A 13,572-nucleotide genomic window follows, 5' to 3' on the forward strand; every position below is an offset into this window, starting at 1 on the left:
AATCGATTCCGTACTATGGTGGCTAAGGCCACAGGATCTGGTTTTCGCGATTGGAGACGCCCATGTCGCTTACGCTCCGACAATGGCTCGAGCAGATAGGCTTACCGGAATATGCCGACCGGTTCGAGGAAAACAACATTGACTTCGGAGTGCTTGGATACCTAACCAGTAGCGATCTTCGCGAAATTGGGGTTAAAGCCGTCGGCGACCGGCGACGATTGATTGTTGCCGCGAAGCAGGTCGGTGCCGAACCGTCTCGGGTTGTTCCTATATCGGATCAAAGTGATCATACGGGAACAGCACCCCGCCAGGCCGGAAGAGCGGAACGACGAAACCTAGCAGTGCTCTTCTGCGACCTTGTAGGTTCCACCCATATGTCGGAACAGCTAGACGCCGAAGAGTTGCGCGACATCGTTGCCGGCTACCAATCGACGTCAGTCAGAGTGGTCCGGAAATATGGCGGGACGATAAGCCAGTTTATGGGCGACGGCGTAATGGCCTATTTCGGGTGGCCCAATGCGCGAGAAAACAACTCAGAAAGCGCCGTTCGGGCGGCGCTTGAGCTCAGCAAGGGGGTCAGAGAACTAGGGCTGTCCTCGCGCATTGGGATTGCCACCGGCTCAGTGATCGTCGGCGATATTCAAGGTGACAATCTCAGCCTCAAGGATCAGGTCGTGGGCCGAACACCCAATCTTGCTGCTCGCCTGCAATCGGAAGCGGAAGCCGACACCGTCGTTGTTACCAATGAGACCCGTGCTGTGGCTGGCGAGGAGTTCGTCTATAGCGACCTTGGCCTTCGGACAATGAAGGGGATTTCATCGTCGGTAAGAATCTGGCGTGTCGATGGAATTAGGCTGCGTGGAACTGTAGAGCGCATTGCCCACTGGGACACGCCCATTTTCGGCCGCGGTGAACAACTCGATGCTTTGATGCGGCTCTGGGACGACGCAAAGATCGGCGGTCAGCGCTCTGTGCTTGTTCAAGGAGAGCCGGGGATTGGCAAGTCGCGCTTGGTCTCCGAAGTACTGACGCACGCGGAACCAGGTCGAGACTCCGTGCTGATGGAATTTCAATGTTCACCCTTCCATAGCCACGAGCCACTGTTTCCGGTGCTCGACCAGCTCCGGCGCTCTGTCCTGCCCGAGGGAAATGTCGGCTCGTCTGCCCCGCTTCAGACGCTCGAAAGAGACGCTAGCCAAGAACGTCGTGACGCCGCCCAAGTCCTCGTCGGGCTCCTCTCAGGTGATCCGGACTTTCATTTTGCCGGACTGACGGCCAGGGGACGGAAGGAAAGGACGTTCGGTGCGATCCGGTCGGTGCTCGATACAATTTCCATGTTTCGAACACTCTTGATCGTCGTGGAGGATCTCCATTGGGCAGACCCGAGTACCCTCGAATTTTTTCAGCGGTTCATTGATGATCCTGCGAGGCGAAACACTCTCGCAGTGTTTACGTGTCGCAGTGAAGCCACGCCGCAACTGTCCGAGATGCGATTCGATGAAGTGGTTGACGTCCCGCGTCTCTCGTACGGCCAAGTGAACCAGCTGATTGAGGCCATCACAGGCAGTGCCGATACACCCGAACCGGTTCGGGCCGCCATCGCGGACCGCTCCGACGGCGTTCCTCTTTATGTTGAAGAACTCGTGAAATCGGTGATGGACGGCGATCAACTGCCTCACGCAAGCCAGGGGCGCGATCTCCATGTGACGTCCATCCCGATGACCTTGCACGACTCGCTCATCGCAAGGATAGACCGGCTACCGATGAAGATGGAAATACCACAGACGGCGGCAGCGATTGGTCGGGAATTTTCTTCCCATGTATTGAAGATGGCGCTTGGGTATCGTGGATCTGAAGTCGATAACGCATTGCGCCACTTGATCAGCGCTCAGGTCGTGAAGGCCGACCAAGGAAGGGCTGGCCATTTCGTTTTCAAGCATTCGTTGATGCGCGATGCGATATACGAAAGCATGCTCTCTAAGGCGAGGAAGGCTGTGCATTGCCAGATCGCTGTCGCCTTGGAGAATACCCATTCGGCAGGCAGGTCACCTCACGTTCTCGCGCATCACTGGGCCTCCGGCGGGAACGACATTAAGGCGTTTGAGTACTACTCGCAGGCAGCCACCCTCGCTAAGGCAAATTTTGCGAATAAGGAGGCCATTTCGTACTTCCGGCAGACGCTGCAACACTTGCGCCTAGCGGAGGACGGTTCGAAGCCGCTCGCGGCCGACCTGAAGATATCGCTGCTTGAACAACTGAGCGAGGTGCTGTTCCTGTCGCACAATATCGACGAAGCGGAATTGGCCCTGCGCGAGGCCATGGAGCTCGCGCCAAACGAGCCCCTTCAAAGGGCCCGCCTGCTCCGAAAGCTGGGGGTAGCTCTCCAACAAGACCGAGATCGGGCGTTGCAAGTACTCGAAGAGGCGGAGCAAGTCCTCAACAAGCTCCCGGATGCTTCGACCGAAGATGCGCTACGCGAGTGGATCGAAGTTCAGCTTTCGAGATGCAACGCCAACTACTGGAGCGGCAACGGCAGCGAGATGAGCAATCTGTTGAACCGAATTTCCCCGAGACTGGATGTCTGCTCAGCCGAACAACTGGCAGAATTCTTCAATCAGTCCGTCCTCCGAGACCTGCGGCTCCAGCGATATCGCACGTCTTTGGCCACCATCAAGCATGCGCGGAACTATGCGAACGCTGCCAAGTTGACCAACAACCTCGCTACCATCTCGTCGTCGTTGTTCATCCTGGGTTTTACATATCTACACAGCAACAAACTCCGGAACGCCGAGCGCACCCTGACCAGCGGAATGCAAGCAGCTCAACGGTCCGGCCACAAGGCGATTGAGCTCCGCTGTCGTGTGTATTTAAGCTTGGCGTTTCGACTGCAAGGTGAGATCGACGCCGCTGTTGCATCAGCCAGGGAAGCAATGGAAACGGCTAGAATCGAGGCGATGTCAGAATATGTCGGTCTCGCCAGCGCAAACCTTGCGTGGGGTCACTGGAGAAGAGGTCGACCGGAGGATGCCCGTTTGGAAGCGGAGCGCGCCCTCCGGGAGTTTGACAAGTCCAAAATTGCGTATCCATTTGAATGGACTGCCCTCCTGGTCTTGTTGACAACTGCCCACGAAGACCGCGATAGGGTGAGAGCACTGTGCTGCCGTCTCTTGCGTGAGACTCAGCAAGAGTTACCAGAACGTGTACGAATAGCGGTAGAGAGACTCTCAGTGAGTTCAGAAGCCGATCAGCCAGCGATAATTCAGCTATTGCTTGCGTCGTGCAGACGGCGAAACCTTCTATGACTTATCGTCTGATGACGCCGGCCTTGAGGCCGCTTCGCTGGTGAAATGCTCGATGATCGCTCGCTTTTGAATCTTCCCAGTCGGCCCCTTTGGGATTTCTGTCCAGATATCGATACACTTTGGGACCTTAAACGCGGCAATTTTATTCCTGCAAAATTCACGCAGTTCGTCTGAAGTAACGGTTTTTCCGGGAACAGTAGTTACGACTGCATGTATGCGCTCACCGTACTGTTCGTCCGGCAAGCCTATCACGGCAACCTCGCTAACCGCGGGATGCTCAGCCAAAGCGTTTTCGATCTCAGTTGGGAAGACGTCGTAGCCCCCGCTCCTAATTCTGAACTTGGCGCGATCGCTGAGATAAACGTAGCCGGCCTCGTCTCGGCTTGCTAGGTCACCGGTATATATCCACCCATCCTTTATGACCTCAACGTTCTTCTCCGGCGCGTTCCAGTAGCCTGAGAACTGCGTGTCGCTACGGACTATAAGCTCACCCGTCTCGCCGGGCGGAAGTGAGCAGCCATCTCCATCCACGACTTTGACATCGACGAACGGCAAAGGCTTCCCAGCGGAAGCCAGTATCTCCGGGCGAGTGGTGATGCCAAGCTCGTGATCTGACGGAAACAGCATCATCGACATGCCCATCAGCTCCGTAGTGCCGAACATCTGTAGAAACGGCCTGCCAAAAGCCTTCATGGCTTTCTTGATCGTCTTGGGAGGGAGCGGAGAAGCGCCGTAGCCGAACAATCGCATCGAACTCATGTCAGTGCGTTCCAACATACTCGATTCGAGCAGCGAATTCAGCATTGTGGGAACGAGGACGACATTGGTTGTGTGTTCGCGCCCGATCAAAAAAAGCGCATGTTCCGCCGACCAGGGCCCGACAATCACGGTGGCTGCAGCATGGAACAGGTTGCGGACCATATGCATCAATGGGACGCCGGCCGCAGGCATCGTGTGCAGCCAGCGAGTCGATGGATCAATCCCTTCCAACATGGCGGTGTATAAGATCGACTGAAGGAAGGCCCCATGCGGATAGACAGCTCCTTTGGGAAGCCCTGTCGATCCCGTGGTGTAAGCAATCATCGCAGTCGGATGTGGGGTTTGGACAAGTTCTGGCTGATCACTTTCGGCAGCGATCAGCCTTTCGTATTCACTGGCCGGTGATCCGAACTCGATAATACGCGCCTCGCCTCGGCCTGCCGGCATCGCGAACGCTGCTTTTTCCGCCTGATCAAGATAATCGCGATGAACAAAGATCACTGTAGGGGTGCAATCCGCGACAAGCGCTGCGATTTCCGGCTGAGTGAGACGAGGGTTCAGACCAACCCTTACCGCTCCGATCTTCATGCATGCACCGAATGTCTCCGCGACTTCGATGCAGTCGGCTGACAGTATAGCGACGCGATCACCGGCGGCAGCTCCCAAACGACGCGTAGCGAAGCCTAGTGCATCAGTACGGGAATGGAATTCGTGCCAACTGCGACGCCGGTCCGCTTCAACGAATGCGTCCTTGTGGCCCCAATATAGACCGTTGCGACGGATCAGTTCCCCAAAAGTGAGCATACTTCCTCCCATTTGAAGGCCAGCTTCTCGTTCATTTCACGTGGCGCTATGCCGAAGCAACATGGTCAATCGCTGCAAATGATGAGACATCGAGATTTATATTAGATAGGCGAAATGTAGTACTTGCCAATCGCAGCTGTCGGGCGCAATCTCAGGATACTCAACGTGAAGACGTGCGCAAGCCAAGCATAGCCCAAGATTCCAACCGCTTGTTACAGCGCGTGGAAACGACTACCGAAAGTAGTGTGAGGCGAAGCATCTCGAAATAGACTGCGCGTTGATCTAAGGCAGTAGCCCGTTCAACCCGGTAATCTTTGACGTTTCATCCGACTTTGGAATCCCCTTTGACAATACGAGCGATGCTCAAGATCAGTATCAAGGTTCGCAAGGGAGAGAGGAAGCTATGTCTCAAGATGAAAACAACGAAAGCTTTAACCACGATCTCATAATCGCCAACGGTGATGGAACTGTGCTGTTTATTCCACGGGATGTTTGGGATCGTGACGAATACCGCATCGACACGGCGACGTTCTGGTCCCATGAAGGTTGGGAGGTTGTTCGCGATCTTCTGCAGTGCGGCGTATTGCTCGCAGCCGTTCCCAACAAGCTGCCACCAGATAAGCCAAAGCCTCTTGGCACCTGCTGGCTCGTGAACATAGAAGGCTTGAAGCAGTCTACAAAGTTCCATGTTCGGTGACGGCGGAAGCTATAGAAGCGCGGTCACGTACTCGCTTTATACGCGAGATTCACCCCGCTGAGACCCTGGCCAGGATGATTCCATTCTTGCGCGAAATCGGTGTTTCGCGCATAGCCGATATTACCGGTCTCGATTCCATCGGATTGCCTGTTGCTGTCGCCTACAGACCAAACGCTCGTTCGCTTGCAACGTGTCACGGCAAAGGCGGAACACTGACCGAGGCGAAGACTTCCGCCGTGATGGAGGCACTTGAACGCCACTGCGCCGAGAACCCCAAAATCGATCTGAGATATGCATCCTTCAATGAACTGTTCGATGAAGGCCGAGTGGTTGATTTGGATATCCTGCCCAGAATCTTTGAAGCGCTTCCGTCCAAAAACCGGCGCACCCTGTGGACCAGCGCGACAGGCATGATCAGCGGTGAGAAAATATGGGTCCCATTTGAGACAGTTCATCTGGACTATGCCCTACCGCTTCCGGCAAACCTTGAATGCTTGCTGATTGGGTCGGGAGGACTGGCATCTGGGAACACGATCAAGGAAGCTGCGGTCCATGCGATAGCCGAATTGATCGAGAGGGATGCCCTCACCTTGTGGCGGTCCAGAGGCCCGGGGGTACCGGCAACGGCCGTCGATTTGGAATCGGTCAATGACCCGTGGTGCTTTGACGTGCTGAACACACTCCGCCGGTCTGGCACGAGAACCGATGTGTGGGATATGACGAGTGATCTTGGCGTACCTGCGTTCTTTTGCGAGATACGGTCCGATCATTGCACTTCCCGGAGCGTGGGTCCTGCTGCCGGCAGCGCATGCCATCCGATAAGTGTGATTGCGCTAGGGAAAGCAATTCTAGAGGCAGTCCAAAGCAGATTGACGATGATTTCTGGAACGCGGGATGACCTGACACGTGAAATGTTCCTGCACGGCCCCCCACGGCCCCCATCTAACGAAGCAACAACCCGCGCAGCCAAGGCCTTTGCCGACATTCCAAGTGCTCCGGATTTCGCCAGCATCGACGACGCGCTCGACCACCTCTTGGAAAGAATGAAACTTGCTGGGATCGACGAACCTCTTATGATTGATCTATCCCATAGCGGCATTCCTGCTGCAGTGGTGCGTGTTATTGTGCCCGGGCTTGAAGGTTCGTGCGACGCGCCCGGTTATGTAGCGGGAAAACGTGCGAGGCAATTGGTCGCCTTCGGAGGTGGCGATGGCCACCACAACTAACAAAGTACCGGTGTTTGTGGGCCCATCGCTTGGACGTGATCGTCCGGCATATCACGGTGTCGATTTCGACTACCGCCCGCCTGCCGCGCAAGGGGACGTCATAGCGGCTGCCGTCGATGGTCCAAGAGCCATCATTTTGATCGACGGCTATTTCGAGCACGTGCCTGCAGTACACCACAAGGAGATATTGTGGGCGATTGACAATGGAATTGCGGTATATGGGGCTGCTTCAATCGGGGCTCTCCGCGCCGCAGAATTGAGCCGCTTTGGCATGGTCGGCGTAGGGGTGATCTTCGAGTGGTTCGAGTCGGGAGAGCTCGAGCGCGACGACGAAGTCGCGTTGGTCCATGGACCGGAGGAACTATACTATGAGCCGCTTTCGGAGCCACTCGTAAACATTCGATCGACCTTGTCGTCTGCTGTGTGTTCCGGGGTGGTCGAGAACGACTTTGCCGACTTCTTGATTGATCGCGCCAAGTCGACCTTCTATCCAGAACGCAGCTTCCGGCGACTGTTGGGCGGGCTGGACCGCAAGGCAGATCGCGCCAGCGCGGAGAGGTTGGCAAGCTGGTTGCCGAGTGGACGGTTGGATCAAAAGCGAATCGACGCGATGGCATGCCTCGATCGAGCGACCGCCGACCTTCAGCAGTTGTCTAGTGAGAACCGACGCGCGAGTTCGGAATTCGTCTTTACGGACGCGTTTGCGCAGCTTGTACAATGCACAGCAGCAACAATGCCGCTCGGGAACAGCAGTGCCGATGGCTTGATCCAGTTGTGTTCGCATACGGCCGCGGGGTTAACCGCATCAGCTGCCATAGGCGCGGCTGCTTTGGCGATAGACCGGGCTACCCAGGGTCCAGTCCCTGTTCACTCGCTCAGTGAGGCCGTCAACTGCTTCCTCGAGCAAGTGCCACAAGCCGATATCGGACCTTGGATGAAATCCCGCAATCTCGATATCGATACTTTGTCCCGCATGCTGGAGGAGCTGGCTCGCGTCGAACGGTCCTCTGATGAAGCGGAACAGTTGGTTCACCGACTAGTTCATTCCAGGCTAAAAATGAGTTAGCACCTTCCGCTCGTGGGCGAGAGTTCGCGAACCCCACATTTCCGTGCTTCACTTGGGATCGCAATTTTGTTCCGATTGGTGCACCAACGATCCCTTCGATGGCCTCCAGCGGTGTTCTTATTTCAGCTTCCGTTGAAAATGATTCATCTACAACGAATCTGGATAGATTCCTGACGCGCTTATGACCTGCCGCCCGAGGAACAGTTTTCCCGCTCGTGGGCGGTCGAGCGATTTAGTTCCGTCGCCAGATGCTCCCTTCACCAAGCGGGCAACTTTCGGTATAGCCGCCTGAACCCGAATAGAATCTCACCGATGCGCAATCCCCCGGAACACCAAAATCCTCTGCAGGGCATGGCCCTGATGGCTGGCGCTATGCTCGTGCTGCCGGCGATGGATGCAATTGCCAAATACATGGCGACCTTCGAGTCCATGTCGCCCGGCCAGGTGACGTTCTACCGGTTCTTTTTCCAGCTGGTCTGTACGCTTCCGTTTCTGTTCGTAATCTTCGGTCGCAAGGCGCTGCATGCAAAGCGCCCCTGGATGAATCTGTTGCGGGGCATCCTCCATGGCGCAGCCAGTCTGCTTTTCTTCGTTGCCGTGAAATACATGCCGCTTGCGGATGTGTTTGCGATCTATTTCGTCGAGCCCCTGATGCTCACCGCACTCTCGGCAATCTTCCTTGGCGACAAGGTCGGCTGGCGACGATGGATGGCAATTGTCGTCGGGTTTGGTGGCGCGATGATCGTCATCCAGCCGAGCTACGAGATCTTTGGCCTCAAGGCGCTCCTGCCCGTTTTCTGCGCGTTTCTCTATTCGCTTTACCTCTTCCTGAACCGCGCAATCGGGAACGCCGATTCGCCGCTGACGATGCAGACCATGGCGGGCATTGGCGGCACGGCCTTCATGGCGGCGGCCCTGATGGTGGGCAATGGGCTCGGAGTTGGTGATTTCCAGCTTTCCCTGCCCTCCTCCGCGTTAGCTCTCGCTTTGCTGCTGATCCTTGGGACGATTTCTGGCTATGCCCATATGATCATCGTACGAGCTTTCCGGCTGGCGCCTCTGTCGCTGCTTGCACCCTTCCAATATTTCGAGATCATCTCTGCGACGGTGCTCGGCTATGCGCTGTTCGGCGACTTCCCGAACCTTTCGAAGTGGATCGGCATCGCGATCATCGTCGCATCAGGCCTCTTCATCATCTGGCGGGAGCGCCGAGCAGGCGCCACCGTTAAAAATGTCGTGACCGATTGAGCACGGCGTTAACACTGCTTATTGAGGGATCATCAATTCGCTCGCGGTAGAACGGCCTTCGGCCTCATGATGAGGTTCTGGAGACAAAAATGAGCGAATTCCGTCTCGCTTTTCCGGCCTGTGTGATTGCCGGGAAGCATCGGCTGACGGCCGAAGATATCAGTCTGTTGCGCAAGCACACCTTCCCGGAAGGGATACGTACCTCGGACGACGTGGTCGCGATGCTGGCGCTGAACAATTCCTGCCCAGAGAAATGCCCGGAGTGGAACTGCTTCTTCGTCGAGCAGCTCGCGGATTTCATCGTCAATTACACCTACCCGCAGGGGTCTCTCGACGAGATAAACGTGGCCTGGCTTATGCGCATGGTCTCGACCGACGGCGTGGTCAACTCGGCCCTTGAGCTAGAGCTGGTTCTGCACGCAATGGAGATTTCCGCGAATGTGCCGGATGAACTGCGTGCCTTCGCGCTCGATCAGCTGCGTCTCGCACTGACAGAAGGCATTGGCGGCTACAAGCTGTCGCGCACAGTTGACCGCAGAGGCATCACCCGTCAGGACATCGACTATGTAACGCGGGTTCTCCGTGGCACAGGCGATGCTGGCGTCATCCATGCTCAGCCGCTGACCTGGAGCGTGCTGATGCAAATCGCCGAGGAAACGCTCCCAGCCGGAAATCATCCGCGTTGGGCTGACATCCTCGCGGCGCTCCATCTCGTCGAGTATGCCGGGCCCCCACGGCGAAGCCGCTGGCTGAGGATCGTCGACGATACCTTCGGAAGCGAAACTGCCGTCGCCTGACATCCACTGATATTCTTTACGCCGATTGTACGTTCCGGGGTTTTATGCGTAAAAACTCCGGAACGCATGTTTTGGGTGGAGTCTTCATGTTCAAGAAAATCCTGATCGCGAATCGCGGCGAGATCGCTTGCCGCGTCATCAAGACCGCGCGCCGCATGGGAATTGCAACAGTTGCGGTTTATTCGGATGCGGATCGGGATGCTCTCCACGTGGAAATGGCGGATGAAGCCGTTCACATCGGTCCCGCGGCTGCCGCCGAAAGCTACCTCGTGGCGGACAAGATCATCGCCGCGTGCAAGCAAACTGGCGCGCAAGCAGTCCATCCCGGCTACGGTTTCCTCTCCGAGCGGGCGTCGTTTTGTGAAGCGCTGGAGAAGGAAAGCATCGTCTTCATCGGTCCGAAGCCGAAAGCGATCATGGCGATGGGCGACAAGATCGAGTCGAAGAAGTTCGCCAACGCCGCCAATGTCTCCACCGTTCCTGGCTATCTCGGTGTGATCGACGATGCGCAGCACGCAGAGAAGATTGCTGCCGAGATCGGCTATCCCGTTATGATCAAGGCATCCGCCGGCGGTGGCGGCAAGGGCATGCGCATCGCCTGGAGCGAAGCGGAAGTGCGCGACGGCTTCGATAGAGCGCGTTCCGAGGCGAAAAGCTCCTTTGGCGACGATCGCGTGTTCATAGAGAAATATGTCGTCGAGCCGCGTCACATCGAGATCCAGGTACTTGCGGACGCACATGGCAACGTCGTCTATCTCGGCGAGCGTGAGTGTTCGATCCAACGCCGTAACCAGAAGGTCGTCGAAGAAGCGCCCTCGCCTTTCCTGGATGCTACGACACGTGCGGCGATGGGCGAGCAATCTGTGGCGCTCGCCCGCGCGGTGGACTATCAGAGCGCCGGCACGGTGGAGTTCATCGTCGATCGCGACCGGAACTTCTATTTTCTGGAAATGAACACACGCCTGCAGGTCGAACACCCGGTGACGGAACTGGTCACTGGCATCGACCTGGTCGAGCAAATGATCCGCGTCGCGGCCGGTGAAAGGCTTCCGTTCGCGCAGAGCGACATAAAGCTGAATGGCTGGGCAATTGAGAGCCGGTTGTATGCCGAGGATCCCTATCGCAATTTCCTGCCCTCGATCGGTCGCCTGACGCGATATCGTCCGCCTGCCGAAGGCCGGTCCGGGAACGCTATCGTGCGCAACGATACGGGTGTCTTTGAGGGCGCAGAGATTTCGATGTACTACGACCCGATGATCGCAAAGCTCTGTACCTGGGCGCCGACACGCCTGGAGGCGATCGAAGAGATGGGCGAGGCACTGGATGGCTTCGTTGTCGATGGGATCGAACACAACGTCCCCTTCCTTGCGGCACTGATGAAGCACCCCCGCTGGCGTGAGGGACGTCTGTCGACGGGCTTCATCGCCGAGGAGTATCCGAACGGATTTTCCCCCGCGACGCCGGATGCCGACCAAGAGGGCTTTCTCGCGGCAGTCGCACTTTCGGCGTCCCTGATCGAGTCCAGCCGCAGGGAGCGCTTCGCCGATCGATTGCGTGCCCAATCCGGCGCTAGCCGGGAAGAATGGACAGTGAGGCTGGGCGACAGCTATGTGGATGCACGGCTGGTGGACGGTCTCGTGACAATTCCATTCGACATGGATATCGAGATCGGAGGCAAGGTTTCGAACATTGTCACTGATTGGCGAGCTGGCGACGCCGTTTGGCACGGCAAGATCGCCGGCCAAAGCGTAATTGCGCAGATCCGCCCGGTTCTCAACGGCCTTCGGCTGGACTGGCAAGGCATATCGCTGAAAGCCAAGGTGCTGACGCCGCGTCATGCCGCACTTGAGAAGCTGATGCCGGTCAAGCTTCCGCCGGATACGTCGAAGCTCCTGCTCTGCCCGATGCCCGGACTCGTGGTCTCGATAGCCGTGGTCGAAGGCCAGGAAGTCAAGGCAGGTGAAACGCTGGCTGTCGTCGAGGCCATGAAAATGGAAAACGTGCTGCGCGCGGAACGCGATCTTGTCGTCAGTAAGATAAATGCCAAGCCGGGAGAGAGCCTGGCGGTCGACGCGGTGATCCTCGAGTTTGCCTGACACGGTCGCCGCGGCAGTTAACTTTTGTTAACCGCCGGCTGCCTATGGTGAGCCCCCTGGCAGGACGCCGGGCGGAGGTAGCTAATGACGGCGCTCCAATCGGCAATCCTTTTGCTGATCATAAATCTAGGCCTTCTCTGGCTTTTGATGCGCGCTCCGCTTGGGCGCAGAACCATCCGCCTCAGCCGGCTCTATCAATGTGCTCCCGATATATTGTGGAAGGCGATGCATCCCGCCGGTCCTGATGCTTCCTGGCACCATTCGGTGATCAGCAGTCGCGCGCTTGTTGATCGCGGCGGCGTTGTGGAGCAGATCTATCGGCATCTCGACAAGAACGGCGCCCCGTCGCGCAGGCTCATCGTCCTCGAGCCATTGCCGCGCGTTGCGACGAATGCGCATGGGTTCCAGTCGCGCATCATCGACGACAGCACGCTGGATCCCGCGTTCTGGAATCACTACCGGGAGCGCCGCATCATTCGGCCGACACCCGAGGGCGCGCTGCTGGAAATCGAGCAGACCGACCGTTATCGCGGATTGGCCTTTCTCCTGTTTCGCTATTTTGTTCTTCGCCGTGAAATGCAAGCGTTGGACGAATGGTTGAAAACGGGCGAGTCTTTGCCGCAGGGCTATTTCGAGTTGCCCTTGGTGCAAGGTGGACTTGCGGTTCTGTCGACGTTGCTGCTGTGGCCGTTCTTCGGGCTCAACGCCGGTGGCCTGATGCTCTCGACCTTCCTGACGTTGGTGATTGCGTTGCATGAGCTTGGGCACATGGCGGCCTACCGTATGTTCGGCCACGCATCCGTGAGGATGATCTTTGTGCCCTTTCTGGGCGGCATCGCCATCGGCGGCAGGCCGTACCGGTCGCTATTCGAAGTGGCGACCTGCGCGCTGATGGGCGCGGGCATGTCAGCGTTTCTGGTGCCGATTCTTGCGGTTGCCACGCAGCTTTCCGAAGCGGGATTGCTGCCTTTCGCATCGCGTGCGCCCCTGCTCGTCTTCATTCTGATCCTCGGTGCCTTCAATCTACTGAATCTGCTGCCGATGCATCGTTTCGACGGAGGTCAGGTTCTCCGGCAAATCTTCCGCACGAGAACGTCGCAGATCGCCGCCAGTTTCGTCGTGACAGTGTGCATCCTGGGGATCGGATTCGAGATCGGTCTGCCTGCGAAAATGCTGACGGTCGGTCTGCTCGTCTTCACGCTTGTCAGCCTCGTCAGTGGCGGGTCTGTCAAGCCGCGCCAGATGCTCGAAGAGATGAAGGATGGCGAGCGTATGCTGGTTGCTTTCGGTCTTTACGCGGCGATTGCCGTTCATGGCTATGCCATTATTTTCGCAACCGAAAACCTCTTCTGACGCACGCTGTGCAGTGGCTGACGCAATCAGTCCATTCGAAGCTGAAACGTCCACTCAAGGACAGTTTTTCCTTGAGCCTGCCGCGCCGTGCATGCAAAGGTCCGTGCAATCAAATCAGCAGGAGACACTCGACATGGACGTTCGCGCCGCCGTTGCCGTTGAGGCTGGCAAGCCTTTGGAAGTGATGACCGTGCAGCTGGAGGGACCGCGGGCCGGCGAAGTGC

9 protein-coding genes and 1 pseudogene are annotated in these 13,572 nt (G+C 57.2%); 9 read left to right on the forward strand and 1 reads right to left on the reverse strand.

The window, feature by feature from the left end; genetic code table 11:
- Positions 1 to 62: 62 nt before the first annotated feature.
- On the forward strand, positions 63 to 3,302 hold the full coding sequence (locus FHT97_RS25255; protein WP_183864619.1) for an AAA family ATPase: 3,240 nt from the start codon (positions 63 to 65) through the stop codon (positions 3,300 to 3,302).
- Here the strand turns inward: FHT97_RS25255 and FHT97_RS25260 are convergent.
- Positions 3,297 to 4,865, reverse strand: a complete 1,569-nt coding sequence (locus tag FHT97_RS25260; RefSeq protein ID WP_183864620.1) for an AMP-binding protein — start codon at positions 4,863 to 4,865, stop codon at positions 3,297 to 3,299. The two genes, FHT97_RS25255 and FHT97_RS25260, sit on opposite strands and share 6 nt — an antisense overlap.
- A 403-nt stretch (positions 4,866 to 5,268) precedes the next feature.
- Here FHT97_RS25260 and FHT97_RS25265 point away from each other — a divergent pair, with 403 nt between their 5' ends.
- The 8 genes and pseudogenes from FHT97_RS25265 to FHT97_RS25300 all read left to right on the forward strand — a co-directional run.
- On the forward strand, positions 5,269 to 5,562 hold the full coding sequence (locus FHT97_RS25265) for a hypothetical protein (RefSeq protein ID WP_183864621.1): 294 nt from the start codon (positions 5,269 to 5,271) through the stop codon (positions 5,560 to 5,562).
- Entirely contained in the window at positions 5,559 to 6,788 is a 1,230-nt protein-coding gene (locus FHT97_RS25270; RefSeq protein WP_259130404.1) for a YcaO-like family protein, read from the forward strand. The genes FHT97_RS25265 and FHT97_RS25270 overlap by 4 nt, the downstream gene beginning before the upstream one ends.
- Positions 6,772 to 7,854 (forward strand): TfuA-like protein, encoded by a 1,083-nt coding sequence (locus FHT97_RS25275; RefSeq protein ID WP_183864623.1) that lies wholly within the window; start codon positions 6,772 to 6,774, stop codon positions 7,852 to 7,854. The genes FHT97_RS25270 and FHT97_RS25275 overlap by 17 nt, the downstream gene beginning before the upstream one ends.
- A 360-nt stretch (positions 7,855 to 8,214) precedes the next feature.
- Positions 8,215 to 9,102, forward strand: a complete 888-nt coding sequence (locus FHT97_RS25280) for a DMT family transporter (protein WP_246712769.1) — start codon at positions 8,215 to 8,217, stop codon at positions 9,100 to 9,102.
- An 89-nt stretch (positions 9,103 to 9,191) separates the two neighbouring features.
- Positions 9,192 to 9,899 (forward strand): hypothetical protein, encoded by a 708-nt coding sequence (locus FHT97_RS25285; RefSeq protein WP_183864625.1) that lies wholly within the window; start codon positions 9,192 to 9,194, stop codon positions 9,897 to 9,899.
- Positions 9,900 to 9,985: 86 nt separating this feature from the next.
- A complete protein-coding gene (locus FHT97_RS25290; protein ID WP_183864626.1) occupies positions 9,986 to 11,995 on the forward strand; it encodes an acetyl/propionyl/methylcrotonyl-CoA carboxylase subunit alpha in 2,010 nt (669 codons plus the stop codon).
- A gap of 84 nt (positions 11,996 to 12,079) precedes the next feature.
- Positions 12,080 to 13,348, forward strand: a complete 1,269-nt coding sequence (locus tag FHT97_RS25295; protein WP_183864627.1) for a hypothetical protein — start codon at positions 12,080 to 12,082, stop codon at positions 13,346 to 13,348.
- Positions 13,349 to 13,481: 133 nt separating this feature from the next.
- Positions 13,482 to 13,572 (forward strand): annotated as a pseudogene (locus tag FHT97_RS25300) (GNAT family N-acetyltransferase); the annotation flags it as partial.

Source organism: Rhizobium sp. BK399 (assembly GCF_014194695.1).
GTDB lineage: Bacteria > Pseudomonadota > Alphaproteobacteria > Rhizobiales > Rhizobiaceae > Rhizobium.